At 68.0% G+C, this 25,248-nt stretch carries 22 protein-coding genes; 9 read left to right on the top strand and 13 right to left on the bottom strand.

Going from position 1 to position 25,248, the window contains the following annotated elements:
- Positions 1–301 precede the first annotated feature (301 nt).
- Positions 302–1,618: an MFS transporter gene (locus ACRSCF_RS23890; RefSeq protein WP_061288248.1), complete on the top strand. Its 1,317-nt coding sequence runs from the start codon at positions 302–304 to the stop codon at positions 1,616–1,618.
- A gap of 91 nt (positions 1,619–1,709) precedes the next feature.
- Here the strand turns inward: ACRSCF_RS23890 and ACRSCF_RS23885 are convergent, their stop codons facing one another.
- Entirely contained in the window at positions 1,710–2,153 is a 444-nt protein-coding gene (locus ACRSCF_RS23885; protein WP_016449026.1) for a MarR family winged helix-turn-helix transcriptional regulator, read from the bottom strand.
- A gap of 299 nt (positions 2,154–2,452) precedes the next feature.
- Between ACRSCF_RS23885 and ACRSCF_RS23880 the strand changes: the two genes are divergently transcribed.
- The 3 genes from ACRSCF_RS23880 to ACRSCF_RS23870 are packed head-to-tail and all read left to right on the top strand — an operon-like array spanning position 2,453 to position 7,836.
- Positions 2,453–4,645 carry a formate dehydrogenase subunit gamma gene (locus ACRSCF_RS23880; protein WP_244387237.1) on the top strand — a complete coding sequence of 731 codons (2,193 nt, stop codon included), beginning with the start codon at positions 2,453–2,455 and terminating at the stop codon, positions 4,643–4,645.
- Between the two features lie 12 nt (positions 4,646–4,657).
- Complete coding sequence (fdhF, locus tag ACRSCF_RS23875) at positions 4,658–7,594, top strand: formate dehydrogenase subunit alpha (RefSeq protein ID WP_244387236.1); 2,937 nt, start codon at positions 4,658–4,660, stop codon at positions 7,592–7,594.
- Positions 7,594–7,836, top strand: a complete 243-nt coding sequence (locus ACRSCF_RS23870; protein ID WP_013803888.1) for a formate dehydrogenase subunit delta — start codon at positions 7,594–7,596, stop codon at positions 7,834–7,836. The genes fdhF and ACRSCF_RS23870 overlap by 1 nt, the downstream gene beginning before the upstream one ends.
- Here ACRSCF_RS23870 and ACRSCF_RS23865 read toward each other — a convergent pair.
- Positions 7,833–8,717 carry a LysR family transcriptional regulator gene (locus ACRSCF_RS23865; RefSeq protein WP_244387235.1) on the bottom strand — a complete coding sequence of 295 codons (885 nt, stop codon included), beginning with the start codon at positions 8,715–8,717 and terminating at the stop codon, positions 7,833–7,835. The genes ACRSCF_RS23870 and ACRSCF_RS23865 overlap by 4 nt on opposite strands.
- 72 nt (positions 8,718–8,789) lie before the next feature.
- Between ACRSCF_RS23865 and ACRSCF_RS23860 the strand changes: the two genes are divergently transcribed.
- Complete coding sequence (locus ACRSCF_RS23860) at positions 8,790–9,746, top strand: DMT family transporter (RefSeq protein ID WP_034366100.1); 957 nt, start codon at positions 8,790–8,792, stop codon at positions 9,744–9,746.
- Between the two features lie 16 nt (positions 9,747–9,762).
- On the opposite strand, the gene ACRSCF_RS23855 is transcribed toward ACRSCF_RS23860, so the two are convergent.
- The 5 genes from ACRSCF_RS23855 to ACRSCF_RS23835 form a co-directional block, all read right to left on the bottom strand.
- Positions 9,763–10,758 (bottom strand): Bug family tripartite tricarboxylate transporter substrate binding protein, encoded by a 996-nt coding sequence (locus ACRSCF_RS23855; RefSeq protein ID WP_012203791.1) that lies wholly within the window; start codon positions 10,756–10,758, stop codon positions 9,763–9,765.
- A 112-nt stretch (positions 10,759–10,870) separates the two neighbouring features.
- Complete coding sequence (locus ACRSCF_RS23850; RefSeq protein ID WP_034366102.1) at positions 10,871–11,785, bottom strand: dioxygenase; 915 nt, start codon at positions 11,783–11,785, stop codon at positions 10,871–10,873.
- 47 nt (positions 11,786–11,832) lie between these two features.
- Positions 11,833–12,825 carry a Bug family tripartite tricarboxylate transporter substrate binding protein gene (locus ACRSCF_RS23845; protein ID WP_046984479.1) on the bottom strand — a complete coding sequence of 331 codons (993 nt, stop codon included), beginning with the start codon at positions 12,823–12,825 and terminating at the stop codon, positions 11,833–11,835.
- Positions 12,826–12,867: 42 nt separating this feature from the next.
- Positions 12,868–13,146 (bottom strand): muconolactone Delta-isomerase, encoded by a 279-nt coding sequence (catC, locus tag ACRSCF_RS23840; RefSeq protein ID WP_012203794.1) that lies wholly within the window; start codon positions 13,144–13,146, stop codon positions 12,868–12,870.
- A 28-nt stretch (positions 13,147–13,174) separates the two neighbouring features.
- Positions 13,175–14,362, bottom strand: coding sequence for a muconate cycloisomerase family protein (locus ACRSCF_RS23835; RefSeq protein ID WP_043790607.1), 1,188 nt, complete (start codon positions 14,360–14,362; stop codon positions 13,175–13,177).
- Positions 14,363–14,644: 282 nt separating this feature from the next.
- Between ACRSCF_RS23835 and ACRSCF_RS23830 the strand changes: the two genes are divergently transcribed.
- Complete coding sequence (locus tag ACRSCF_RS23830; RefSeq protein WP_049801454.1) at positions 14,645–14,905, top strand: hypothetical protein; 261 nt, start codon at positions 14,645–14,647, stop codon at positions 14,903–14,905.
- A gap of 17 nt (positions 14,906–14,922) precedes the next feature.
- Positions 14,923–16,155: a hypothetical protein gene (locus ACRSCF_RS23825; RefSeq protein ID WP_244387233.1), complete on the top strand. Its 1,233-nt coding sequence runs from the start codon at positions 14,923–14,925 to the stop codon at positions 16,153–16,155.
- A 167-nt stretch (positions 16,156–16,322) separates the two neighbouring features.
- On the opposite strand, the gene ACRSCF_RS23820 is transcribed toward ACRSCF_RS23825, so the two are convergent.
- From ACRSCF_RS23820 to ACRSCF_RS23795, 6 genes are all read right to left on the bottom strand, one after another.
- Positions 16,323–18,704 (bottom strand): TonB-dependent siderophore receptor, encoded by a 2,382-nt coding sequence (locus tag ACRSCF_RS23820; RefSeq protein ID WP_244387232.1) that lies wholly within the window; start codon positions 18,702–18,704, stop codon positions 16,323–16,325.
- Positions 18,705–18,792: 88 nt separating this feature from the next.
- Complete coding sequence (locus ACRSCF_RS23815; protein ID WP_244387230.1) at positions 18,793–19,869, bottom strand: FecR family protein; 1,077 nt, start codon at positions 19,867–19,869, stop codon at positions 18,793–18,795.
- Positions 19,866–20,429, bottom strand: a complete 564-nt coding sequence (locus ACRSCF_RS23810; RefSeq protein ID WP_034366104.1) for an RNA polymerase sigma factor — start codon at positions 20,427–20,429, stop codon at positions 19,866–19,868. The genes ACRSCF_RS23815 and ACRSCF_RS23810 overlap by 4 nt, the downstream gene beginning before the upstream one ends.
- Positions 20,430–20,575: 146 nt before the next feature.
- Positions 20,576–23,101: a sensor histidine kinase gene (locus ACRSCF_RS23805; RefSeq protein ID WP_244387228.1), complete on the bottom strand. Its 2,526-nt coding sequence runs from the start codon at positions 23,099–23,101 to the stop codon at positions 20,576–20,578.
- Between the two features lie 15 nt (positions 23,102–23,116).
- Positions 23,117–23,287 (bottom strand): hypothetical protein, encoded by a 171-nt coding sequence (locus ACRSCF_RS23800; protein ID WP_017407051.1) that lies wholly within the window; start codon positions 23,285–23,287, stop codon positions 23,117–23,119.
- A complete protein-coding gene (locus ACRSCF_RS23795; protein ID WP_017407052.1) occupies positions 23,287–23,658 on the bottom strand; it encodes a response regulator transcription factor in 372 nt (123 codons plus the stop codon). Before ACRSCF_RS23795 ends, ACRSCF_RS23800 begins: the two co-directional genes overlap by 1 nt.
- A gap of 113 nt (positions 23,659–23,771) precedes the next feature.
- Here ACRSCF_RS23795 and ACRSCF_RS23790 point away from each other — a divergent pair, with 113 nt between their 5' ends.
- Positions 23,772–24,422, top strand: a complete 651-nt coding sequence (locus tag ACRSCF_RS23790; protein ID WP_016450119.1) for a response regulator — start codon at positions 23,772–23,774, stop codon at positions 24,420–24,422.
- Positions 24,419–25,231 carry an Hpt domain-containing response regulator gene (locus ACRSCF_RS23785; protein WP_046240185.1) on the top strand — a complete coding sequence of 271 codons (813 nt, stop codon included), beginning with the start codon at positions 24,419–24,421 and terminating at the stop codon, positions 25,229–25,231. The genes ACRSCF_RS23790 and ACRSCF_RS23785 overlap by 4 nt, the downstream gene beginning before the upstream one ends.
- Positions 25,232–25,248 lie beyond the last annotated feature (17 nt).

Here is a 25,248-nt window from a genome sequence, read left to right as displayed (position 1 = left end):
ACACCTTGCCCTGGAATCTCTCCAGGGCCTGGGTCCTGACATCTGATGCTGGGGACGGGTGATGGGCAACAACGGACGGCGCTGTCGATGTGCAGCCTGTCCGCAATGCGCCCATCGCCCGGATGCAGAGACCGACATCCGGAAATTTTTCATCGGGCCATGGAGATGGCGCCGAGGGAGCGGTTCGCTCCGGATGTGTGAAGGGTGGAAGGCACGGCAGGAGACGGCAACACAAGCTGAACGGCCTTGCCTGGGAAAAGACAGATTCAACAATTGCGATGGCTAGAAAAGGAGTCCCTGCATGTCATCTACATACATTTCGGTGGAAAAAGGCATCCAGACAGCGGGTGTCGGCAAGTTCCAATATCGGCTGTTCGTCATCTTCGGGCTGGTCTGGCTGGCCGACGCCATGCAGGTGCTGTCCATCGGCTTCAGCGCGCCGTCCATTGCCAAGACCTTCGGCAAGACCGTGCCCGAGGCGCTGCAGACCGGCACCTTCTTCTTCATCGGCATGCTGATCGGTGCCTTCGTCTTCGGCCGCCTGGCCGACCGCATCGGGCGCCGCCCGGTGCTGATGATGGCCGTGGTGATCGATGCCTTTGCGGGCGTGGCCTCGGCCTTTGCGCCCGAGTTCGCCTGGCTGCTGGTGCTGCGCTTCATCACCGGCATCGGCGTGGGCGGCACGCTGCCCGTGGACTACACCATGATGGCCGAGTTCCTGCCCAGCGACCGCCGCGGCCGCTGGCTGGTGCTGCTGGAATCGTTCTGGGCCGTGGGCACCATCTTCCTGGCCATCCTGGCGCTGGTGGCCGTGTCCTGGGGTGACGATGCCTGGCGCGTGATCTTCTTCGTGACCGGACTGCCGGCGCTGATCGGCGTGGTGCTGCGCTTCTACATCCCCGAGTCGCCCATGTTCCTCAACCGCAACGGCAAGTCCGAAGAGGCGCGCAAGGTGCTGCAGCGGGTGGCCAAGGTCAACGGCACCAACGCGGAAATCCCCGCCCTGCAGCCTGAAAAGCAGGAGCGCAAGTCCATCCTCGCGCTGTTCAACGGCGGCCTGCGCCGCCGCAGCCTCTCGCTGTTCCTGGCCTGGGCGCTGATCTCCATCGCCTACTACGGTGTCTTCGTCTACCTGCCCGTCAAGCTCAGCAGCGAGGGCTTCGCCTTCATGCGCGGCCAGGTCTTCCTGGTGGTGCTGGCCCTGGTGCAACTGCCCGGCTTTGCGCTGTCGGCCTATGGCGTGGAGCGCTGGGGGCGCAAGCCCACGCTGATCGGCTTTTTGCTGCTCAGCGCCGTCGGCTGCATGTTCTACAGCCTGGGCTCGTCGCCCTTCGTGGTCATCGGCTCCACCCTGCTGATGAGCTTCTCGCTGCTGGGCACCTGGGGCGCGCTGTACGCCTTCACCCCCGAGGTCTACCCCACCGACCTGCGTGCCAGCGGCATGGGCATGGCCGGCGCCGTGGCGCGCTTCGGCGGCCTGTTCGCCCCGGCCATCATTGCGCCCATCATGGCCACCCACTTCACCCTGGCGCTGGCCGTGCTGTCTGCCATGCTGGTGGGCGGCGCCCTGTCGATCTGGGCCGTGGATGTGGAATCGCGCAACCGGGCGCTGGATTGATGACGGCCTGAGCTGACTGAAAGGTCGGTTCAGCAAAAAGGCCAGAAGGATTTGTCCTTCTGGCCTTTGTTTTTGGGGAGGCTGCAACGGCTCAGTCGGCCTCGCCACCTTCCAGCATCTTCTTGAGCAAAAAATCCAGCGCCAGGCGCTCGGCCGGATTGAGCTTGCCGTAGGTGCTTTCGGTGATCTGCTTGGCGAAGGGCTCCATGTCGCGCACCAGGTCCTGGCCGGCCTCGGTGAGGTTGATGACGACCTTGCGGCGGTCGATGCGGTCATGGTCCACCTGCACCAGTTCGCGCTGCTTGAGCCGGTCCACCACGCCGCGGATGGTGGCCTGGTCGATCACGGTGGCCTTGACGATGTCGGCCAGCGAGCTGCCGCTGTTGTCGCGCACGGAGCACAGCACCACGAATTGCGCGGCGGTGAGCTGCGAGTCGGGAATGTATTGCTGGAAGAGTGCAGTGTGGCGCTGATAGACACGCCGCAGCAGGTGGCCGATCTGGTCTGAAAAATGATAGCCATCCTGTGGCGTCATGGCTGATGGCTGGTGGTTCATGGTGCGCGTGAGCTTATCAAAATTCACACCAAATACCGTGTGATTTGCGACAAGCCGGGCGCATTTGCCAAGTGGCGCAAACCCGCGCTGGCTGCGGCATCCGCAAGACCCGGGGCAGCAGGCGCAGCACTGCCCGGCGGCTCATTTGCCGATTGAATGGCGCAATCATCCGTTTGAATTTGACGGCTTGCCCGGCAGGCCTTGAAATGGCATGAGAGACAAAGCGCCAGCGGACCGGACCGCGCCGCTCCCCACAACGAAAGCCAGCAGGGACACCCATGCCAGCCACACAAGGGAAGATCATTCCCATTGCCGTCCTCAATGCCGCTGTTGCCGGCAGCGCACTCGGCGTCCATGAGCGCGAGGCCGTCGAGCACGCCATTGCCGTCCATGCCCGGCGCCCCGGCCCCCTGATCGAGTTGCTGCACGCCGTGCAGGACATGCTGGGCCATATCCCCGAAGCCGCCGTGCCGCGCATCGCCGATGCGCTGAACCTCTCGCGTGCCGAGGTGCATGGCGTCATCTCCTACTACCCCCATTTCCGCAGCACGCCAGCGGGCCGCCATGTGCTGCAGGTCTGCCGCGCCGAGGCCTGCCAGTCGCGCGGTGCGGACGCGCTGCTGGCCCACGCAGGCCAGGCGCTGGGCTGCGGATCGAGTGGGCACGGGCATGGGCATGGGCATGCAACCAGTGCCGATGGCGCCGTCACGCTGGAGCCGGTCTACTGCCTGGGCCTGTGCGCGTCATCGCCTGCCGTGATGCTCGATGGCCATCCCCATGCGCATGTCACGGCTAACGGCCTGGATGCACTCATCGCGCAATGCCGCCAGCCGGAGCAGGCCGGCGAGCCGGTGGCCCATCCTGCGCATGCAGGGGCAGAGGCAGGAGCAGGGGCAGGCCCCGGCGTGCGCGTCTATGTGCCCCGCGATGCCGCCGCGCTGGCCGTGGGCGCTGACGCCGTGGCCGGCGCCCTGCAGCGCGAGTGCGCGGCGCGCGGCCTTCAGGTGCAGATCGTGCGCAACGGCTCGCGCGGCCTGCTGTGGCTGGAGACCCTGGTGGAAGTCGAGACGCCCGAAGGCCGCATGGCCTACGGCCCGGTCACGGCCGATGCGGTGCCGGGCATGATCGATGCCGGAATGCTGCAGGGCGGCAGCCATGCGCTGTGCCATGGACTGACCGAGGCCATTGCCTACCTGGCGCGCCAGGAGCGCCTGACCTTTGCGCGCGTGGGCGTCATCGATCCGCTGAACCTGTCCGACTACGCATCCCATGGCGGCTGGCAGGGGCTGGAGCGCGCGGCGCGCATGGAGCCCGCGGCCATCGTGCAGGAGGTGCTGGATTCGGGCCTGCGCGGCCGTGGCGGTGCGGCGTTTCCGGCCGGCATCAAGTGGAAGACCGTGGCCGCCGCAGCGGGGCCGCAAAAGTACATTGCCTGCAATGCCGACGAAGGCGACTCGGGCACCTTTGCCGACCGGCTGCTGATGGAGGGCGATCCCTACACGCTGATCGAAGGCATGGCCATCGCTGGCCTGGCCGTGGGCGCCACGCAGGGCCTGGTCTATGTGCGCAGCGAGTATCCGCATGCCATCGCCACCCTGCGCGAAGCCATTGCGCGTGCCGAGGCCGCAGGCTGGCTGGGCCGCAACGTGGCCGGCAGCGGGCGGGCCTTCCACATGGAGGTGCGCAAGGGCGCGGGCAGCTATGTCTGCGGCGAGGAAACGGCCATGCTGGAGAGCATCGAGGGGCGGCGCGGCATTGTGCGCGCCAAGCCGCCGCTGCCGGCCATCGAGGGGCTGTGGGGCCGGCCCACGGTGATCAACAACGTGATCACGCTGGCCACGGTGCCGCTGATCCTGGCGCGCGGCGCGGCCTTCTACCAGGGCTTCGGCATGGGCCGCTCGCGCGGCACGCTGCCGTTCCAGCTGGCCGGCAACATCGCGCGCGGCGGCCTGGTGGAAAAGGCCTTCGGCCTGAGCCTGCGCGAGCTGGTGGAAGACTTCGGCGGCGGCACGGCCACCGGCCGCACCGTCAAGGCCGTGCAGGTGGGCGGCCCGCTGGGCAGCTATGTGGCGCCGGCCGACTGGGATGCGCCGCTGGACTACGAGGCCTATGCCGCCAAGGGCAATGTGGTGGGGCACGGCGGCATCGTCGTGCATGACGACACGGCCGACATGGCGCAGCTGGCGCGCTACGCCATGGAGTTCTGCGCCATCGAGTCCTGCGGCAAGTGCACGCCCTGCCGCATCGGCTCCACGCGCGGAGTGGAGGTCATCGACCGCATCGTGCGTGCCGGCGGCGACCCTGCCGCCCACGCCAGCCAGGTGGCCCTGCTGGAGAACCTGTGCGACACCATGCAGCACGGCTCCATGTGCGCCATGGGCGGGATGACGCCGTATCCCGTGCGCTCGGCGCTGACCCACTACCCCCAGGACTTCGGCATCGAGTCCACCACGGCCGCAACGGCTGCCTGACCGGAGAACACCATGCTCGACCATTTGAAGCAAGCCGACTGGGGCACACCCGCCAGCCCGTCCGAACGCCTGATCACCCTGGAGATCGACGGACGCGAGGTCTGCGTTCCCGAGGGCACCTCGCTGATGCGCGCTGCCATGGAAGGCGGCGTCAGCGTGCCCAAGCTGTGCGCCACCGACAGCCTGGAGCCCTTCGGCTCCTGCCGCCTGTGTCTGGTGCAGATCGAAGGCCGCAAGGGCTTTCCGGCCTCGTGCACCACGCCGGCCGAGCCGGGCATGAAGGTGCGCACGCAAAGCCCGCAACTGCAGGAGCTGCGCCGCGGCGTGATGGAGCTGTACATCTCCGACCATCCGCTGGACTGCCTGACCTGCAGCGCCAACGGCGACTGCGAACTGCAGGACATGGCCGGCACCGTGGGCCTGCGCGAGGTGCGCTACGGCTTCGACGGCGCCAACCATTTCAAGGGCCAGGCGCGCGCCGAGGTCGATGTCTCCAACCCGTACTTCAGCTACGACCCCAGCAAGTGCATCGTCTGCAACCGCTGCGTGCGCGCCTGCGAGGAGACGCAGGGCACCTTTGCGCTGACCATCTCGGGCCGGGGGTTCGACTCGCGCGTCACGGCGGGGCAGGGCGGCAGCTTCATGGACAGCGACTGCGTCAGCTGCGGCGCCTGCGTGCAGGCCTGCCCCACGGCCACGCTGCAGGAAAAGACCGTGACCGAGCTGGGCCAGGCCGGGCACAGCGCCATCACCACCTGCGCCTACTGCGGCGTGGGCTGCGGCTTCAAGGCCGAGATGAAGGGCGAGCAGGTCGTGCGCATGGTGCCCTGGAAGGACGGCCAGGCCAACGAGGGCCATGCCTGCGTCAAGGGCCGCTTTGCCTGGGGCTATGCCACGCACAAGGACCGCATCACCCGGCCCATGGTCCGCGCGAAGATCACCGACCCCTGGCGCGAAGTGAGCTGGGAAGAGGCCATTGCCCACACGGCCAGCGAGTTCCGCCGCATCCAGGCCAAGCATGGCAAGGATTCGATTGGCGGCATCACCTCCTCGCGCTGCACCAACGAAGAGGCCTACCTGGTGCAAAAGCTGGTGCGCACGGCCTTCGGCAACAACAACGTCGATACCTGCGCGCGCGTGTGCCACTCGCCCACGGGCTATGGCCTGGGCCAGACCTATGGCACCTCGGCCGGCACGCAGACCTTCAAGTCCATCGAGCACACGGACGTGGTCATGGTCATCGGCGCCAATCCCACGGCCGCGCACCCGGTGTTCGGCTCGCGCATGAAAAAGCGCCTGCGCGGCGACGGCTGGCGTGCGGGCGCCAAGCTCATCGTCATCGACCCGCGCGAGATCGAGCTCGTCAAGTCGCCCCACATCCGCGCCGACTACCACCTGCAACTGCGGCCCGGCACCAACGTGGCCATGATCACCTCGCTGGCCCATGTCATCGTCACCGAAGGCTGGCTGGCCGAGGACTACATCGCCGAGCGCTGCGATGCCAAGTCCTTCGCGCAGTGGAAGGAATTCGTGGCCCGGCCCGAGAACTCGCCCGAGGCCATGGCCGAGGTCACCGGGGTCGCTCCCGAACTCGTGCGCGGCGCCGCGCGCCTGTATGCGCTGGGCGCCGAGGACCACCCAGCGGGCCGCCCCGTCAACGCGGCCATCTACTACGGCCTGGGCGTGACCGAGCATGCGCAGGGCTCGACCATGGTCATGGGCATCGCCAACCTGGCCATGGCCACGGGCAACGTGGGCCGCGAGGGCGTGGGCGTGAACCCGCTGCGCGGCCAGAACAACGTGCAGGGCTCCTGCGACATGGGCTCCTTCCCGCATGAGCTGCCCGGCTACCGCCACATCTCGGACAGCACGGTGCGCGCCGAGTTCGAGGGGGCCTGGGGCGTGGCGCTCAGCCCCGAGCCCGGCCTGCGCATTCCCAACATGTTCGAGGCGGCCCTGGCCGGCAGCTTCATGGGCCTGTACTGCGAGGGCGAGGACATCGTGCAGTCCGACCCCAACACCCAGCATGTGACGGCCGCGCTCTCGGCCATGGAATGCGTGGTGGTGCAGGACATCTTCCTCAACGAAACCGCCAAGTACGCCCATGTCTTCCTGCCGGGCGCCTCTTTCCTCGAAAAGGACGGCACCTTCACCAATGCCGAGCGCCGCATCTCGCGCGTGCGCAAGGTCATGGCGCCGCTGGCCGGCTATGCCGATTGGGAGGTCACCCAGCTGCTGGCCAATGCGCTGGGCTATGCCATGCACTACACGCACCCGAGCGAGATCATGGCCGAGATCGCCGCGCTCACGCCCAGCTTCGCGGGCGTGAACTACGACAAGATCGACCGGCTGGGCAGCGTGCAATGGCCCTGCAATGACAGCACCGAAGAGGCCGGCACTTCCATCATGCACAGGGACCGCTTCGTGCGCGGCAAGGGCCGCTTCATCATCACCCAGTACGTGGCCACCGACGAGAAGGTCACCCAGCGCTTTCCGCTGTTGCTGACCACGGGCCGCATCCTGTCGCAGTACAACGTGGGTGCCCAGACCCGGCGCACGCACAACAGCCACTGGCACAGCGAGGACCGGCTGGAAATCCATCCGCATGACGCCGAGGACCGCGGCATACGCGACGGAGACTGGGTCGGCATCGCCAGCCGCGCGGGCGAGACCGTGCTGCGCGCCACCGTCACCGAGCGCATACAGCCCGGCGTGGTCTACACCACCTTCCACTTTCCCGAATCGGGCGCCAACGTCATCACCACCGACAGCTCGGACTGGGCCACCAACTGCCCCGAATACAAGGTCACGGCCGTGCAGGTGCTGCCCGTCCCTCAGCACGCCCAGCCGTCCGACTGGCAGCGCGGCTTTGCGCGCATGCATGAAGAGCAGATCGGCCTGCTGCATGCCGCGCAGGCAGGCAGCATGGCCGTGGCGGGAGGCAAGTGATGGACAGCGCCAACCTGGTCCGCATGGCCAACCGCATCGGCGAGTTCTTCGAGGCCATGCCCGAGCGCGACGAGGCCCTGCAGGGCATTGCCGAACACATCCGCAAATTCTGGGAGCCCCGCATGCGCGCCGAACTGGCCCGCGTGCTGGCCAGTCCCGACGAGGCGCAGGCGCTCAAGCCCATCGTGCGTGAGGCGCTGGTGCTGCATCCGCTGACCTTGCCGTCGGCGGCGCAGGCTTAGCCAAACCGCTTCTTCTTCGCCATCTCCCGCGCCAGCTCCACAAAGCCGGCAGCGGCCGGCGACAGCCGTTCCATGCTGCGCACGGCCAGGCCGGTGACGCGGCGCTGGCGGGGCGCGAGGCTGCGGTAGACCATGCCTTCGGGCGCCTGCTCGGGCACGGCCAGGCGTGCGGCAATGGCGATGGCGTGGCCCTGGGCCACGAAGCCCTGCATGGAGGACATCTGCTCGAAGTGGTAGATGGCCGCAGGCTGGGCGCCGGCCTCGGCCAGGAAGCGGTCGATGTGCGCGCCCGACCCGGCCGAGGTGCGCACAAAGGCCTCGCCCTGCAGGTCGGCGGCGCGGATGCTGCGCTGGGCCGCCAGCCGGTGCGCGGCGGGCAGCAGCGCCACCAGTTCGTCTTCCACCAGGGGCACGGTCTCGAAGCGCTCGTCGGGCAGCACGACGAAGCCGATCTCCACGCGCCGCTCCAGCAGCCACTTGACCACGGTGTCGTCGTTTTGCTCGTCGATCTGCACCAGCACGGCGGGCTGGCGGCGCCGGTACTCGGTGATCAGCGGGGGCAGCAGCCGCAGTGAAGAGGTGGCGCCGAACGAGGCCACGCGCAGCGTGCCGCGCGCCATGCCGCGCTCGGCATCGGCCTCCTGCCGCAAGGCCTCCTTTTGCTGGAGGATGTCGTTGGCGCGCTGCAGCAGCCGCGTGCCTGCGTCGGTCAGCGGGGAGTGGGGGCCTTCGCGCCGCACCAGCTGAACCTGCAGCTCGCCTTCCAGCGCGCGCAGGGCATGGCTGACGGCGCTCTGGGTAATGCCCAGCAGAGCGGCCGCGCGCGAGAAACTGCCGGCGCGGGCCAGCGCCGCGAACACTTCGAGCTGGGTGAAGGTCATGGGATCACGTTATCCAGGTCATGAGCATTCGCTCATTTGTCTATGAATCGATATGAGCACATAGTACGCGCCATGAATTTTCAACGCTTCTTCGGTCCCCACCTGCGGCTTGTCGGCATGGCCCTGCTGTGGGGCGCTTCCTGGCCTGCGGGCCGCGTGGTGGCACAGAACATGCCGCCGCTGGCAGCCGCCAGCCTGCGCTTCCTGCTGGCCGCAGCCGTGCTGCTGCCCTGGCTGTACTGGGCCGGTGGCATGGCGGGCCTGCGGCAATGGAGTGCCAAACGCTGGCTGGGCATGGCGGCCGCCGGCGCCACGGGCGTGTTCGGCTATGCGGCCTTCTTCCTCATGGGGCTGCAGCATGTGCCGGCCGGCAAGGCGGCCCTGGTGATCACGCTCAACCCCGTGCTCACGCTGGCGCTGGCGGTCTGGCTGTTCGGCGAGCGGCTCAACCGCACCATTGCCCTGGGCATGGCCCTGGCGGCCTGCGGCGCCGTGGTGGTGATCTCGCATGGCCAGCCGCTGGCGCTGCTGCAGGGATCGGTGGGCGCCGGAGAGCTGCTGATCCTGGGCTGCGTGGTGTGCTGGGTGACCTACACCCTGATCGGCCGCTGGCTGCTCACGGGCGTGGATGCGCTGTCGGCCACGGCCGTGACCTCGACCATGGGCGCGGCCATGCTGCTGGTGGCCAGCCTGGTTGTGGAAGGGCCGGCCGGCCTGCAGGCTGCCGTGCTTGGCAACGCAACCGCCTGGAGCGCGCTGGCCTTCCTGGCCTTCGGCGCCACGGCGCTTGCCTATGCCTGGTACTTCGACGGCGTCAAGGCGCTGGGCGCGGGTGCGGCCTCGGGCTACATCACGCTGGTGCCCGTGATCGGCGTGGCGCTGTCGGCGCTGTGGCTGGGCGAGAGCATCGATGCCAGCATCGTGCTGGGCGGCGGCATGGCCGTGGCCGGCACGGCGCTGATGAACTGGGGGCGCAGGCCTGCGGCTGCGGTGCACGTGGTTGCCAAGCGCACCGCAGTCCAGAGCTGAACGGACTCCGTCCGGCTCAATCCAGCGAGGCGCCCGAGGTGCGCACGCGCTCGCCCTGCACCTGGTAGTCGCGCGCCAGGAAGTCGCGGTATTCGGCGGGGCTGGAGGCCACGGCCACGTAGGAGAACGCGTCCACCTGGGTCTTGCGGAATTCGGGCTCCAGCAGCACGCGGCGCACATCGGCGGCGATCTTCTCCACCAGGGGCGCCGGCGTTCCAGCCGGTGCCAGCAGACCGATGTTGAAGACAGCCTGGATGTCGCGCACGCCGGCTTCCTTGAAGGTGGGCACATCCGGCAGGGCGATGCTGCGTGTCTCCGAGGAAACGGCCAGGGCCTTGAGCTTGCCCGACTTGATGTGCTGCTCGATCACCGACACGCCCAGCACCGCTGCGTCGATCTGGCCGGCGATGACTTCGGGGATCAGCGGTGCGGCGCCCTTGTAGGGCACGTGCACCATCTCCAGCCCTTCCTGCTTGGCGAACATGGCCAGCGGCAGGTGCACGATGCCGCCCGCGCCCGATGAGCCATAGGTCAGCGGTTTGGTCTTGCCTGCCTGGCGTGCCTGAGCGATGAACTCCTGCAGCGTGCCGGCCTTGGAGCTCTGGGGCACGAAGAAGACCATGGGCACGCTGATCAGGCGGGAGATGGGGGCGAAGTCCTTTTGCGGGTTGTAGGGCAGCTTCCTGTACAGGTGCGGGTTCATGGTCAGCGACGCTTCGGTTGCGGCGAACAGCGTGTAGCCGTCGGGTGCGCTCTTGGCCACGTACTCGGCCCCGATGATCTCGTTGGCGCCTGTGCGGTTGAGGATGACCACGGGTTGCGACCAGACCTTGTTCAGGCGCGTGGCCAGCGCGCGTGCCAGGTTGTCCACGGGGCCGCCGGCCGCGTAGGGCACGACGATGTTCACCGGCTTGGAAGGAAAGGCTGCCGGAGCCTGGGCGTGGCCCAGGGCGGGCACGAGGGCCACGGTGGCGGTCAGCAGGGTTGCGGCGATGCGATGCAGGCTGGACATGGTGTGGGAAGCGGATACGGTGAAGCAGGCCGCACTCCAAGGGGCGGCCTGCTGTGGAACGGACGAAGCGAAAAAAAAGGCAGGCCGGAAGGCCCCGGAAGGTGGCGGAGCCTCAGGCGCGCACACGCTCCATGCGTGTCAGCGGCAAGGACTCGCCTTCGCTGACTGCGGGCTGCAGCACGAAGTCGAAGCGCGTGCGGACGACAGGCGCGTTCACGCCCAGCGACTCATAGCCGGCCGGCGCCACGCCGCGCTCCAGCTCGACGATCAGGCCGTCGCGCGTGGCGAAGGCGAAGTCGTCGTCCAGGTAGGTATCGCCGGGCAGGTTGACCTGGGTGGTCAGCGTGCGCATGCCGGGTGCAACCACGAGGAAGTGGATGTGGGCGGGTCGATGGCCGTGGCGTCCCAGCGCGTCGAACAGTTCCGAGGTGGGGCTGTCCGGCGGTATGGAGTAGCCGGGCGGCACATAGCTGCGAAAGCGGTAGCGGCCCTGGTCGTCGGCTTCTATGCGGCGGCGCAGCTCGTAGGGCTTCATGCCCGGGAAGAAGTGCGAGTAGCCGCCCTGGACATTGGCATGCCAGACATCGATGAGCGCATGCGGCAGAGGCCGGCCGTCAAGATCCAGCACCCGTCCTTCCATCACGAAGACCTCGCCCTGGGGTTCGCCCTCGTCCAGGCGCGCCTCCGCTTGCGACAGCGGTGCACCGGCCACGAACAGCGGGCCTTCGATGGCGCGCGGCGTGCCGCCCGCACGGCCGGCACGCGCATCGGCCTCGTCGCTGCGGATGTCCAGCAGCCGGTCGAAGCCCAGGCCTGCCGTGATCAGGCCCAGCTGGCCGCTGCTCCCCAGGCGGCCCAGCCAGTCCACGGCGGCCCAGAACTCGTCGGGCGTGACATCCATCTCGTCGATGGTGTGGAACAGGTCGCTGACGATGCGCTGGGTCAGCGCCCGCACGCGGTCGCTGCCAGGGGCGATCTGCTTGCTGTTGACCAGATTCAGCAGCTGGTCCTGGGACAGTTCGGACATGTTTGTCTCCTCGTGGTTTTATGGGATGTCCTGGAAAAGAGAAGCGCTCAGTCCATGCTGATGTTGCGCTCCGTGATCACCTTGGTCCAGCGCACGGACTCGGCCTGCAGGTGCCTGGCCGCTTCCTCGGGCGTGGAGCCCACGACTTCGGCGCCGATGGCCTTGAAGCGTTCGAGCACGTCGGGCTGCTTCATCTCTGCCACGAAGACCTGGTTGAGCTTCTTGACGATGGCTGGCGGCGTGCTGGCGGGCATGAAGACGGCGAACCAGGGCGAGACTTCGTAGCCCTTGATGCCGGCCTCTTCCATGGTGGGCACGTCGGGCATGCTGGACGAGCGCTTGGCCGTGGTCACGGCCAGGGCGCGCAGCTTGCCCGACTGGATGTGCGGGCGCGCCGATGTGATGGAGTCGAACATGTAGTTGACCTGTCCGCCCAGCAGGTCGGAGACGGCCGGGCCCGATCCCTTGTAGGGGATGTGCAGGATGTCCACGCCGGCCAGCGAGTTGAACACTTCGCCCGCCAGGTGGATGGAGGTGCCGTTGCCGGCCGAGGCATAGGTCAGCTTGCCGGGCGAGGCCTTGGCGGCGGCCACCACGTCGGCCACGCTCTTGACGTTGGGCTGGGTGGAGTTGGTGACCAGGATGTTGGGCACCACGGCCAGCACGCCCACGGGGGCGAAGTCCTTGATCGGGTCGTAGCTGAGCTTGCGGTACAGCGGCTTGTTGGTGGCCATGCCGATGGAGGTGATCATCAGCGTGTAGCCGTCGCCGGGCTGCTTGGCCACGAAGTCGGCGCCGATGTTGCCGCCGGCGCCGGGACGGTTCTCGATCACGAAGGGCTGGCCCAGCGTGCGGCCGGCCTTCTCGCCCAGGGTGCGCGCGATGGCGTCCATGGCGCCGCCCGGCGGGAAGGGAACGATCCAGCGGATGGGCTTGCTGGGCCAGTTGGCCTCGGGGGCCTGCGCATGGGCGGCGGGCATCACGGCGGACAGGCACAGGCCTGCGGCTGCGGCGGTCAGAAAACGGCGTTTCACATTCACTTCAGTTGTCTCCGAAAAATTTGGTCTTGGTTTGGGCTGTGCTCAGGCGATGGCCGAGGGATGCCTTGCCAGCGGCGTGACCTGGATGTCCATGTAGGGGAACAGCGGCAGGCCCTGCAGCAGCTCGTGCAGCTCGTCGTTGGAGGCCACGTCGAACACGCTGTAGTTGGCGTACTCGCCGACCACGCGCCAGATGTGGGGCCAGCGGCCGTCGTGCTGCAGCTGCTGGGAATAGGCCTTCTCGCGGGCCTTGATCTCGGCTGCCACGTCGGCGGGCAGGTCGTGGGGGATCTTCACGTCCATGCGGACCAGATAAAGCATGTTTGTCTCCAGGAGGAATGAAAGGAATTCAGGTCGCAGCCCCGGTCCGGGCCTGCCCCATGTCGAAGTGCTGCGGCTGGCTGCCGGCCAGCGCGCGGTCGAAGCGCGCCAACTGCTGCAGGTCGATCTCCAAGCCCAGGCCGGGCCCGTCGGGCAGTTGCAGCTCGAAGTCGCGGATGGCCATGCGCTCGGTGACGATGTCGTCCACCAGCAGCTGGGGGCCGAACAGCTCGCAGTTGTAGTGCTGCCCGCCCAGCGTGGCAAAGACATGGGCCGAGGCGGCCGAGCCGATCGAGGTCTCCAGCATGGTGCCGCCGTACCAGCCGATATCGGCCGCCTGGGCAATGGCCGCCACCTTGCGCGTGCGCAGCAGGCCGCCGTGCTTGGCCACCTTGAGCGAGAACACATGGCTGGCCTGCTCGCGCGCCAGGCGCATGGCGTCGTAGGGCGTGCACACGCTCTCGTCGGCCATGACCAGGGCGCCGTGCAGCGTGGCGGTCAGCTCGCGCAGCGCGGGCACGTTCCAGCCGGCCACGGGCTGCTCGATCAGGGTCACGCCGGCATCGATCAATTGCGGCAGAAAGCGCCGCGCCGTGGCGCCGTCCCAGGCCTGGTTCACGTCCACGGTCAGCGTGGCGCGGCCCTGCAGGCCGCGCGCGATCTCGCTCACATGGGCCACGTCGGCCTCGGGCGTGCGCGCGCCGATCTTCATCTTGAAGATGCGGTGGCGCTTTTGCTCCAGGCGCAGATGGGCCTCGGCCAGGTCGCGCTCGATGTCGCCGCTGGCCAGCGTCCAGGCCAGGGGCAGGCTGTCGCGCTGCTTGCCGCCCAGCAACTGCCACACGGGCAACTGCAGGCTGCGCGCCACGGCGTCCAGCAGCGCGATTTCCACGGCGCTCTTGGCAAAGGCATTGCCCTTGCAGGCCAGGTCCATGCGCGAGAGGCAGGCCTCGAAGCGCGCGCCGTCCTGGCCGATCAGGCTGGGCGCAAGGTGGTTGGCGATGGCATGGTGGATGCTCTCGGGCGATTCCTCGTTCCACGACGGGCCGCCAATGGTGGCGGCCTCGCCAAAGCCCGTGGCCCCGTTGCGCAGCCACAGCTGCACGATCACCGGGCTTTGCCGGCTGATGGAGCCGAACGACAGCTTGTGCGGACGGATGGTGGGAATGTCGAGGATCCGCGCCTCGATGCGCTCGATCAGGAAACGGTCTTGCATGCCACAAGCGTAGTGGCATGTATTGCACTGTTCCAGTGAATTATTTTCCAGGAATTGTTCGATGAAATCGATAAATTGAGTGCGTGAGGCAATCCGTCGTGCCGACGGTGTGCCGTCACTCTAGAGGCTGCCGGGCCGGTGGGATGTGGCAGGCTGCACTGGAGCGCTTGCGCCAGGGGAGGCAGCAGACAGCGGCAAACCCGCCTGACCCTGCAGCCAATGCAGGAGCGGATGAATTGCGGTGATGCAGTGCGCAGTCTGGCGCGATGATTCGGCGATGAAGTGCTGGCGGCCGATGTGACGGATTCCGATGGCGAGAAAAAGATCTCGGTCTATCTGAAAAGGCAATCCGGCAAGCAGATGGCCAAAAAACTGGGCGTGAGCAAGATCAATGAATTCGCGAGCACGGAAGAGGCTTCCTATTTCAAGGAGACCAGCAAGAAGACCACCTTGATGGTGGGCTCGGCCGATGAATTGCACATCGGCAATTCAGGAAAGAGCATCCGCTTCAATTCGGCAGTGGCTTGCCAGATGATCAAGTGAAGCGGCATCGGTATGCCATGCACCGGATCGTGAAGAAGAGGCCGCAACGCAGGAAGCCAAGCGATGATGTGGACGGAGGGCGCGTGCAATTGGCCGAGAATGCAGGAATGCAAAATACAAAGCGCTCCACATTCGGCATGCGCAGCTTGCACACCGCGTGTGCATCCCTGTATGCAGCGGCCATTGTGCCGCTGCTTTCTTGCCTGGTGGCAGCGAGTCCAGCGCAGGCCCAGGCACTGTCCGTTCAGGTTCCCCATGGCCTGGATGGCTCGGCTGCCATGCGGGAAAACATGGCTTACGGTGTAGATCTCTGGTTGATGGCCCACGACAATGCGCGCCGTGTACTGCTGCTGGATCGCTGCACTGCACTGGATCGGAAGTTTCCCCAGCAAGCTGCGCCAGCAATGGTTGCGGCAAGCACGGAAGTCCTGCGCTGGATGACAGGCGAAGCATATTCCGATCTGCCGCCGGAGCCCTATTCGGTAGCCGTGCGCGAAATGCTCCCGGTTCTGGCAAAGCACGCGTTCAGCGAAAAGGAGCTTGCATCGTGGGATACCTTGCGCAATTCACCGCAGGGCCGTAGAGGGCGGGCCATACGAGAGGTCCAGTTGGCGCTGACAAAGGCGGCCGGTAGCCTGGTCGACGTGAGTTCAGGGCGCTATTGGAACTGGCCGTTGGCGCGAGCAGCGCGGCTTGCCGATGCCCATGGCCTGAGAGAGCAGGTCGATGCAGCATTCGAGGCGCTTGAGCCCGGAGCTGCCGCATGGCTGCGCGGTGTCAGTGTCGTTCCCGGGGAAACGCCGGCAGATGAAAAGTTCACGGGCCGCATCGCTGCTTCCGGCACGCTGTTGGCCCAGCATTTCATCGATGGCCTGGCACCCTTGGACAAGGAGGCGTATGAGCGCATCGAGCAAGTCAAGTTGCTGTATCGCTGGATAGATATCACGCAGGCGCTCAATCGTTTCGCCGCCAGGCCCAATCTGCCCTTCTTGCGCGGAGAGCCTATTCCCGAAACCGTGGCCGGCTTTTGTGACAGCGTGGGCTTGCCATCGTGCCAGCCCGGCGGTGAACTGCACACGGCCATCACCGGATACCAGGTGGCTACCGGCAATGCCGCACGCAGCGATGTGCCGATGAATACCACCCGTCGCATCGTGCATGGCCTGCCTGCCTCAGGTTGCGGCCCGATGTCCGGACCAGCGTATGGTGCCAGAGGCAGGCACTCGGCGAGCTCGGTGTCCGCGCCCTAGCCTTCTGTACCAGATGTCTGCCACCATGGAAATGCCCCGGGCGATGGCCAGCCCCAGGTGGGCAGGAGGCTCTGGTGCCGCGCGCCGCCCATGTTGCCACCTCCTTGCCGCGAGGCTTGGGCTGCATGGCGGGCTGACAGGGTGGCTCGGCGCGCGGCTGGGCACCTTCAGAAACTGCTGCGCAGCGTGACCATGATGCTGCGCGGCAGGCCGTAGTAGTTGCTGCGCGTGGCCGTGCCCACGCGCTCCCAGTAGACGCGGTCGAACAGGTTGTCGATGTTCACGGCCAGCTTGACCTGGGGGGTGAGCGGGTAGGCGGCATAGACGGACCAGACGCCGTAGCCGCCCGCGCGCCAGCGCACGGTGCCCAGGGTGTCGTAGAACTCGCTGACGGCGCGCACGCCCGCGCCCAGCTCCAGCCCCTGGGCCACGGGGCCGGCCACGCGGTAGCGCGCCCACAGGTTCACGCTGTGGCGCGGCGACATGGTGCTGAAGTCGGTGCCCGTCTGCGTGACGGTGCCCTGCAGGTATTTGGAGCGCATGTAGGCGTAACTGGCCGCCACGTCCCAGCGCGGCGACAGCGAGCCGACCACCTCGGCCTCGAAGCCTTCGGAGCGCACCTTGCCTGCGGGGATGACGAAGGCGGCATCGGCGGGGTCGGCCAGCGCGCGGTTGGTGTCCTGCATGCGGTAGACGGCGGCGGTGGCATTCAGGCGTCCGTCCAGCAGGCTGCCCTTGATGCCGGCTTCCACCTGCCGGCCCTCGCGCGGGGCGATCTGGCCGCCACCGGCCAGGCGCCCGCTTTGCGGCTGGAAGATGCGCGACTGGCTGGCGTAGAGCGTCCAGCTGTCGTTCAGATCGAAGAGCACGGCGGCGAAGGGCGTGAACTGGCCATCGACCTCGTAGCCCGAGCGCGTGTTCTGCAGCCGATCCGAGGTTTCTGTCTTCCACCAGCTCTTGCGCGCGCCCGCCACCAGGGTGAGGGCCTGCGTGGGCTTGATGCGCAACTGGCCGTAGACGCCGCGCAGGCTGGTGCGCGTAATGTCGTCGGCAAAGGGCTTGAAGCTGGGCTCGGGGATGGAGGAGGGGTCGTAGTGGAACAGGTCGGCCGGCGTGTTCATGGCGCCGCGCAGCATGCGCAGGTGCATGTTGGAGCTGCGGTAGTCCGCGCCCGCGATGAAATGGTGCGTCTGCCCGGCCCATTGCCAGGGCGTGCTGTAGTAGATGTCGGCCGTGGTGTCGGCGTAGTCGCGGTCCACGGTCTGGGCCTGGGTGAAGCGGCTGATGCCGGTGTCCGATACGGCCGAGTAGCCGTTGATGTACTTGTCGCGCTGCTGGCGCAGCACACGGCGCGCGGCCAGCTTGAACAGGCCGCCGCCGTCGAGCCGCGTCTCCGACTCGATGAAGCCGGCCAGCGATTCGGGCGCGGCGCGGCCCCAGTCGGCGGCAATGGCCACGTCGCGCGGAATGGGGGCCAGCCTGCCGTCGGCGTGGGCGGGCAGGCCGGTGTCGTAGTTGCCCCGGCCGCGCTGCCAGGTGGCGCCCACCGAGACCGTGCTCTGGGAAGTGACGTCCAGCTCCACCGTGCCGTACAGCGCCTGCTTGTGGCCGTCCATGGCCATCACGGGGCTGCCGAAGTTCTCGTGCAGCGCCACCACCCGGCCACGCAGGCGGCCATCTTCGGACAGCGCTCCGGTGACATCCACCTCGGCCCGCTTGCGCCCCCGCGAACCCAGGCCGATGGCGCCCTGGCCCTGGTAGTCCGGCAGGGCGCGCTTGCGCACCAGGTTGAGCATGACGCTGGGCTCGCCCGCGCCCGAGAACAGCCCGGCCGGCCCGCGCAGGGCCTCGACCCGGTCGAACAGGGCCAGGTCCAGCGTTTCCTGGGTGGCCGGGTTGCCGCTGACGGTGAGACCGTCCAATTGGTAGGTGGAGGACTGGTAGCCGCGCGAGAGGATGTCGCTGCGCCCGCCCGTGCTGCTTTGCCGGCGCACGACGATGCCGGGCACCACCTTGGCGGCTTCGGTGAGCTCCACGAAGTTCTGGTCATTGAGCCGTGCGCGCGAGATCACGGATACGGACTGCGGCGTCTCCCGGGCCGTCAGCTCGATCTTGGTGGCCGCGCTGGCATAGGGCGCCCGGTAGCTGCCCGTGCCTTCCGTGCGGCCGTCGCGCAGGGCCGTGGCCGTCACCCGCACTTCGTCCAGCGCGGTCTGCGGGCGCGCCGGGGCGGGGCGCAGCAGCCAGCCGCCCTGGGGCTGGGCAGAGGCTTGCAGGCCGCTTCCGGCCAGCAGGCGCTGCAGTGCCTCGGCCGGCTCCAGGCGGCCCTGGACGGCGGGCGCGGTCTTGCCTGCGAGCAGGGAGCTGTCGGCCGCGATGCTGGTGCCGGTGGCGCGCGCCAGGGCCTTGATGGCGTCGGACAGCGGCTGGGCCGGCAGGTCGATGTCGGCAGGGGCGGCCAGGGCTGGCGTGCAGGCCAGTGCCGCCGCGCAGGCGAGCAGGGACAGGCAGGCGCGTGCCGGGCGGGAGGAAAGAGGGCGGGCGGGCATGGCGGGAACGTTCTCCTGGGTATCGGTTGTGCTCGCCTGTATGACGGGGCAGCCCGCCGGATCCCTGATGTGCGTTGGCCGCTTTTTTTCAGTTTTTCCGGATTTTTTCCGGCGCCGTGCTGCGCGGGGCCAGCCAGGTGGCGCCGTCGCGCTCCTGCACGCGCACGGCGGCGATGCGCGGCAGCGCGTCCAGGAAGCTCTCCACATCGGCGCGCTGCACGGCGGCCGTGATGTGCGGCCCGCCCGTGCCGTCGGCGACGGCCGCACGCACGGGCTGGCGGCGCCAGCGCGACAGCGTGGCCGCGATCTCGCCCAGCCCGGCGCTGTCGAAGACGATGAGGCCGCGTTCGATGGACGAGAAGCTGTCGCGCGCATCGCGTTGCACGCGGCGGGGGAGGGGGCTGGCGTGGGCGCCATCGGCTCCGGGTGCGGCACCGGGGGCGGCACCGGCGCTTTCGTCCGGCAGTTCCCCCACTTCGCCAGCCTGCAGCAGCAAGGACGGTTCTCCGTCACCACCTTTCACCGCCAAACGCACCGTTCCATGCTCCACGCCCACCCGCACCAGTCCCGGCAGGCGGTTGACGGTGAAGCGCGTGCCCAGCACGGTGATGCGGGCCTGGCCGGCGGCGATGGTGAAGGGGCGGCCTGCATCCCTGGCCACGTCGAACAGGGCCTCTCCCTGCTCCAGCACCACGGCGCGCTGGCGGCGCGTGTAGCGCGTGGCGATGCGGCTGGCCGGTCCCAGGGTCAGCACGCTGGCGTCGGGCAGGTTCAGCACGATGCGTTCGCCAATCGCACTGTCGCGGGCCAGGGCGAACACGGTGGTGTCCTGCCATTCAAGCCAGCCGCGCCATGCCAGCAGGCCCGCCGTGCCCAGGCCGGCAACGCCCAGCACGCCGCGGGTGATGATCGCGCGGCGCGTGTTGCTGCGTGTGTTGCGGCGCTGGCGTGCGGCGGTGTCCACCGCCGTGGCCAGGGCCTCGGTGCGGGGCGTGGAGTCGAAGTCCTGCCACAGCGCCTCGAAGGCGGCGTATTCGGCGGCGTGGCGCGGGTCGGCGTCCATCCAGCGGCGCCAGGCAGCGGCATCGGCGGCGCCCGGCCGCGCTCCCGCATCCCGGTGCATGCGTATGAACCAGCGCGCGGCTTCCTCGCGCGGCGTGCTCATGGCGCGAGCAGCTCGCGTGCGGCGCGCAGGTCCAGCAGGGCGCGCATCAGGTGGCGCTCCACCATGTTCAGGCTGATGCCCAGCATGGCGGCAATCTGGGGCTGGGAGTGGCCTTCCACCTTGCACAGCCAGAACACCTCGCGGCAGCGCGCAGGCAATCCCTGGATGACACGCTGCACGGCGCCCAGGCGCTGCTGCAGGTCGGCCAGCATCTCGGCCGAAGGCGCCGTGAAGGCTTCCTGCAAGGCGATTTCGTCCGCGCGTGCCACCGGGTGCTGCGCGGCGCCGGCCTCGCCTGCCAGCTCGGGCAGGGGCACGAAGCGGCGCTCATGCGCCATCAGGTCGGCCAGCACGGTGCGCGCCACCACGCGCAGGTAGGCATGCGGCTGGGCGATGCCTTCGTGCCGGCCGCTGAGGGCGTAGCGCACGAAGGCGTCATGCAGCACATCCTGCGCGCGGTGGATGCAGCGCGTGCTGCGCCAGATGGCGGGCAGCAGGCTGCCATAGGCCCAGTGCAGGTCCAGGCCCAGCCAGGCGGCAGGAGTCGGATGGCGTGTCATACAAGCAAGCGGGGAGGAAAGGCAGGCGGGCAGGGCGGGACGAAGTGCTGGCATTCTAAATGAGACTTTTTCTCATTTGTTGCCACCCGTTTGCCACTTGTTCACCACCCGTTTGCCGGCCGCAGGCGCGCCGGCCGGCGGTGCCGCTACAGCAGCTCCGCCGGTCGCGTCTCCGATGCGCTGCGGCAGGGAAGGGTGATGCGAAACAGCGAGCCGCCCTCGGGCCGGTTGCTGGCCACGATGGTGCCGTCCATGGCGTCGATGATCTTGCGGCAGATGGCCAGCCCCAGGCCCGTGCCGCCCGAGCCGTTGCGGGTCTTGCTGGACTGCACGAAGGGCTGGAAGATCTTGTCCAGCTCCTGTGGCGGAATGCCCGGGCCCTGGTCGGAGAAGGCGATGCAGATGTCGCCCTGCCCGTCGATGCGGCCCTGCACATCGATGCGCCCGCCGATGGGCGAGAACTTGATGGCATTGGCCAGCACATTGCGCACCACCTGCTGGAAGCGCACGGGGTCGGCCTTGGCGATCAGCGGGGCGTCGTCGAGTTCGAGCCGCAGGTCGATGAGCTTGTGCTGCTGCTGCGGCTCCAGCTCGCGCACGACCGGCCGGATCAGGCTGCGCAGGTCCGTGCGCTCCAGGTGGATGGTTCCCACGGCGCTGTCCAGCTTGGCGACATCGAGCAGGTCATTGACCAGGGCCAGCATGCGCTGGCCCGCCGCATGGATGTCGTTGAACATGTCGGCCATGGCGGGATTGCCGCGCGAGCGCAGGCTGCCCAGCTCGGCAAAGCCCATGATGGACTGCAGCGGGGTGCGCAGCTCATGGCTCATGTTGGCGACGAATTCCGACTTCACGCGGAAGGCCTCCTCGGCCGCGTCGCGGGCCTCGCGCGTGGCATGCTCGGCCGCGCGGAATTCGCTCACATCCACAAAGATGCTGAGCACGCCGGTGGTCTGCCCCTGGGCATCCTTGACCGCCGCCTTGGAGATCTGCACGTCGCGGTAGCTGCCGTCCATGTGGGGCAGCCGGGCCTCCAGCACCATGCGCTGGCCCGAGCGCATCACGACCTGGTTGCTGCGTATCTGCAGCAGGGCATCGTCGCGCGAGTGCAGGCCCTTGATCTCGTGACCGAGCACGGCATAGCGGCCGCGGCCGAAGAAGTCCTCCCAGGCCTTGTTGACCAGTACCACGCGGTGGTCCGCGTCGGTGACCAGCATGGGCAGGGGCGTGGTCTCGAACAGCAGGTGCTGGAAGGCCAGCTGGGTCTGCAGTTCCTGCTGCGCCTTCCAGCGGGCCGTCACGTCCACGGCGCTGCCCGCGAAGCCCACGAGCCGGCCGTCGCGCAGCAGGGGGACGACGGCGATGTCGCAGAGTATTTCCCGGTGGCCCGGCAGCTGGAACATGGCCTGGCAGTTGCGCGGCGCCAGCCGGGCCAGGGGATCGAGCAGGGCCTGGATCTGCGCGCGGTACGGGCCGTCCACGATGTTCTCCAGCGGCTGCCCTACGGCCTCGGAGCTGGGCTGGCCGGTCAGCTGTTCCCAGCGTGCGTTCACGAAGGTCAGCAGACCCTCGCTGTCAGTGCGAAAGATCAGCTCCTGCACGCTGCGCATGAGCACGGCCATCTCATGCTCGCTGCGCGCCAGGCGCGCCTGGGCCTGCTCCATGGCCTGCTGTGCCGTCTTCTGCTCCCTGCGCGTCTTGAGCACCGACCAGCTCAGGCCCAGCACCAGGGCCAGCAGGGCCACGCCGGCCACGAAGAAGGCGAAGGCGTCATCCCTCCAGCGCGCCACCAGGGCTGCGTAGGGCTCCTCCACCACCAGCAGCAGCGGCCAGTTGCGCACGGTGCGAAACGACACGATCTCATGGGAGCCGAGCATGCCCGCGCCGATGTAGGAGCCGAATTCGCTGTGCGGCAGCCATTGCCGGAACAGCGGTGTCTGCAGCACGGCGGTCGCCTGCACGCCCGTGCCCGCATTGGTGCTGGCCAGCGGCCGGCCGTCGTAGGTCAGCAGCACGGCCTCGTAGCTGAGGATCTCCAGCGTGGCCTGGTAGAAGTTGGCCACGGCGTCGGGGTTGATCAGGGCCACCAGCACGGCGGGCATGCCGTTGTCCTGGTGAAAGCCCAGCAGCTGCGGCAGAAACGATACGCCGCGCGGCGACGGGTGCGCGCGGGGCGCCAGGGCCGACAGGCCACGGCCGGGCACCAGCCGGCCCAGCAGGGGCTTGCCGGGCACGACGACGGCGCTCTTGTCGTGCAGCAGCTCCTGCATGTCGATCTGCTGGCCGGCCTCGCCCGCCTGGGTGCTGGCCAGGATGAGTCCCTTGTCGTCGAGCAGGGCCATGCTGCGCAGGTAGGGCAGCTGGGCGATCAGCTGGGCCATGGCGGCCTCGCGCGTGCTGCGCGTGCTGCCGGCGGCCAGGATGGCGGGGTGGTGCGCCAGGCTGGACAGGGCCATTTCGGTGTTCTCGAAGGTCTTGGCCGTCTGGTCCTCCAGCACGCGCGCCAGCAGTGCGGCCTGGGACTTGCTCTGGTCGGCCTCGGCGTGCAGCTGGCTCCAGACGAAGAGCACCAGCCCGGCAAGCACGCACAGGGCAAAGGTCAGCACCAGTGCCTTGATGTGGGCGCTGCGTCCGGCACCCAGGAAATGATGCGCGGTAGCTCGATCAGACATGATGAAGATGCTCCATCAGAAATTCCGGGGCGCGACGATGGCGGTCAACCCGTCGTGCGGCACAGGAACGGGCCGGGCCGGCGCGAACGCCTGCATCCAGTGCCAGCCGTCCGCCAGCCTGCGGCTGGACGGGCCGTCTGCCATGGACAGGTCCACGCGGCCGGTCTCCCGTGCGCGCATCATCATCAGTCGCTCCTTTCAAGGCTGGCCAGGATCTGCAGCAGCCGGGTCGGGCTGAAGGGCTTGACCAGGTATTCGTCGGCGCCCGCATTGAAGCCCGCCTCGCGGTCCTCTGCGCTGTCCCGGGCGGTGAGCAGCACCACCAGGGTATGCCGCAGATCGTAGGAGGTCTTGATGCGACAGCACACCTCCAGGCCGTCCAGCGTGCCGGGCATCATCATGTCCAGCAGCACGATATCGGGCTTGTTGCGCTGGGCCACGGCCCAGGCTTCGTCGGCGGTGGGCACCTCCATGACCTCGTAGGCGCCGGACTCCAGCGTCATGCGCAGCAGTTTGCGGATGTCGGCCTGGTCTTCGACGATCAGTATCTTCTTCATGGCGGACCTTTCACAACGCAGTTGAAGGGGGCTGCGTGAGGTTAAATCATAAATATCAAATTCATCAAATTTATATTGAATTTTTCAATCGTATTTGATGCAAAATTGCTGCCATGTCCGAGAACAGCACCCCATCAGGCCAAATTCCGCACTACACGACTGCCGAGGTGGCAAAGCTGCTGGGCATGGCCGTGCGATCGGTCCAGCTCATGGTCGATCGCGGCGAGCTCGAGGCCTGGAAGACGCCCGGAGGCCATCGCCGCATTACGCGCGCTTCCGTGGAGCGCTGGCGCAGCAGGCAGGGCGAGCGCGCAGCGCCCGGGGTGCCCGGCGCACCAGCGGTGGCACAGGCGCCGGCCCCTGCCCAGGCGGGATCGGGCACCGGGCAGCGCGTGCTGCTGATCGAGGACTCCGTGCACTTCCAGAATCTGGTACGCATGCTGGTGCAGCGTCACTTTCCCGACGTCCAGCTGCATGTGGCGAACGACGGGATCACGGGCATGGCGCTGTACGGCCAGATCCAGCCCGATGTGCTGCTGGTGGACATCCTGCTGCCCGACATCGATGGAGCCGCCCTGATCACCACCTTGCGCACCCATGAGCAGTTCGCGCGCTGCAAGCTGCTGGTGGTCACCTCGCTGGAGGCGTCAGAGCGCGAGGCCTATGCCTTCGCATTGGGCGGCGTGCGCGTGATCCACAAGCCCCAGCTGGTGCAGGAACTGCCCGAAGCGCTGGGCGGGCTGCTGGGCGGGCCGGCGGCGTGAACGCGCCCCTTCCCGCGGTCCTGCTGGTCGAGGACGATGCCTCGATTGCGCGGTTCGTTGCGCTGGCGCTGGAGGGCCTGCCCCTCACGCTGGTGTCCTGCACGAGTGCGGAGCAGGCCCAGCAACTGCTGCAAACCCAGTCCTTTGCCCTGCTGATCACCGATCTGATGCTGCCCGGCGCCTCCGGCGTGGAGCTGATCGAGTGGCTGCGCCGCTCGCCGCAGGCGGGCTGCTGCGCCGTGGTCTTCAGTGCCGGCGTGCGGGCCGATGTTGCGCTGCAGCTGGAGCAGTTGAAGGTGTGGCGCGTGCTGCTCAAGCCGGTGTCGGTGGCGCAACTGGTGGACTGCGTGGAGTCGGTGCTCCAGCAGCATGCGCCGCCTCCCCCTCCCAGGCAGGAGGCCGGGACGGGCGAGGGCGCCGATGCGCAGCCGGATGTGCGACCGGATGTGCGACCGGATGTGCAACCGGAGGCGCCGTCGGACGCGCTCGCCATCGCCAATTTCTTTGGTGGCGACGCAGGCCTGTTCCACAGCTACCGTGACATCTGCCTTGCACACTTGCCCGACGATATCGCCCGGATGGAGGTCCTTATCGCGGAGCAGAACGCCATGGCCCTGCGCAGGCAGGCGCACAGCCTGCAGAGCGTGTTGCGCCTGCTGGGACAGGAGCGGGCCAGCGGACTGACCAGGAGCCTGGAGCAGGCCTGCCTGGCCGGCGACTGGGCCGGTGTCACCGATGTCTGGCGGCCACTGGGCGAAGCCTTGCAGCAGCTGCTGGAAAGCGCAGGCCAGCGCGACCCGCGCGACTGAGCGCCGTGCCGGCCTGC

This window comes from Delftia sp. 11MD (assembly GCF_050907895.1).
Classification (GTDB): Bacteria; Pseudomonadota; Gammaproteobacteria; order Burkholderiales; family Burkholderiaceae_C; genus Comamonas; species Comamonas tsuruhatensis.
The sequence above is the reverse complement of the archived record's forward strand: the minus strand, read 5'-3'. Positions and strand labels throughout refer to the sequence as shown.

Coding starts and splice junctions, on each gene's coding strand:
- ACRSCF_RS23890 (WP_061288248.1), top strand. CDS start 302: ATGTCATCTACATACATTTCGGTGGAAAAAGGCATCCAGACAGCGGGT.
- ACRSCF_RS23885 (WP_016449026.1), bottom strand. CDS start 2,153: ATGACGCCACAGGATGGCTATCATTTTTCAGACCAGATCGGCCACCTG.
- ACRSCF_RS23880 (WP_244387237.1), top strand. CDS start 2,453: ATGCCAGCCACACAAGGGAAGATCATTCCCATTGCCGTCCTCAATGCC.
- fdhF (WP_244387236.1), top strand. CDS start 4,658: ATGCTCGACCATTTGAAGCAAGCCGACTGGGGCACACCCGCCAGCCCG.
- ACRSCF_RS23870 (WP_013803888.1), top strand. CDS start 7,594: ATGGACAGCGCCAACCTGGTCCGCATGGCCAACCGCATCGGCGAGTTC.
- ACRSCF_RS23865 (WP_244387235.1), bottom strand. CDS start 8,717: ATGACCTTCACCCAGCTCGAAGTGTTCGCGGCGCTGGCCCGCGCCGGC.
- ACRSCF_RS23860 (WP_034366100.1), top strand. CDS start 8,790: ATGAATTTTCAACGCTTCTTCGGTCCCCACCTGCGGCTTGTCGGCATG.
- ACRSCF_RS23855 (WP_012203791.1), bottom strand. CDS start 10,758: ATGTCCAGCCTGCATCGCATCGCCGCAACCCTGCTGACCGCCACCGTG.
- ACRSCF_RS23850 (WP_034366102.1), bottom strand. CDS start 11,785: ATGTCCGAACTGTCCCAGGACCAGCTGCTGAATCTGGTCAACAGCAAG.
- catC (WP_012203794.1), bottom strand. CDS start 13,146: ATGCTTTATCTGGTCCGCATGGACGTGAAGATCCCCCACGACCTGCCC.
- ACRSCF_RS23835 (WP_043790607.1), bottom strand. CDS start 14,362: ATGCAAGACCGTTTCCTGATCGAGCGCATCGAGGCGCGGATCCTCGAC.
- ACRSCF_RS23825 (WP_244387233.1), top strand. CDS start 14,923: ATGCACCGGATCGTGAAGAAGAGGCCGCAACGCAGGAAGCCAAGCGAT.
- ACRSCF_RS23820 (WP_244387232.1), bottom strand. CDS start 18,704: ATGCCCGCCCGCCCTCTTTCCTCCCGCCCGGCACGCGCCTGCCTGTCC.
- ACRSCF_RS23815 (WP_244387230.1), bottom strand. CDS start 19,869: ATGAGCACGCCGCGCGAGGAAGCCGCGCGCTGGTTCATACGCATGCAC.
- ACRSCF_RS23810 (WP_034366104.1), bottom strand. CDS start 20,429: ATGACACGCCATCCGACTCCTGCCGCCTGGCTGGGCCTGGACCTGCAC.
- ACRSCF_RS23805 (WP_244387228.1), bottom strand. CDS start 23,101: ATGTCTGATCGAGCTACCGCGCATCATTTCCTGGGTGCCGGACGCAGC.
- ACRSCF_RS23800 (WP_017407051.1), bottom strand. CDS start 23,287: ATGATGATGCGCGCACGGGAGACCGGCCGCGTGGACCTGTCCATGGCA.
- ACRSCF_RS23795 (WP_017407052.1), bottom strand. CDS start 23,658: ATGAAGAAGATACTGATCGTCGAAGACCAGGCCGACATCCGCAAACTG.
- ACRSCF_RS23790 (WP_016450119.1), top strand. CDS start 23,772: ATGTCCGAGAACAGCACCCCATCAGGCCAAATTCCGCACTACACGACT.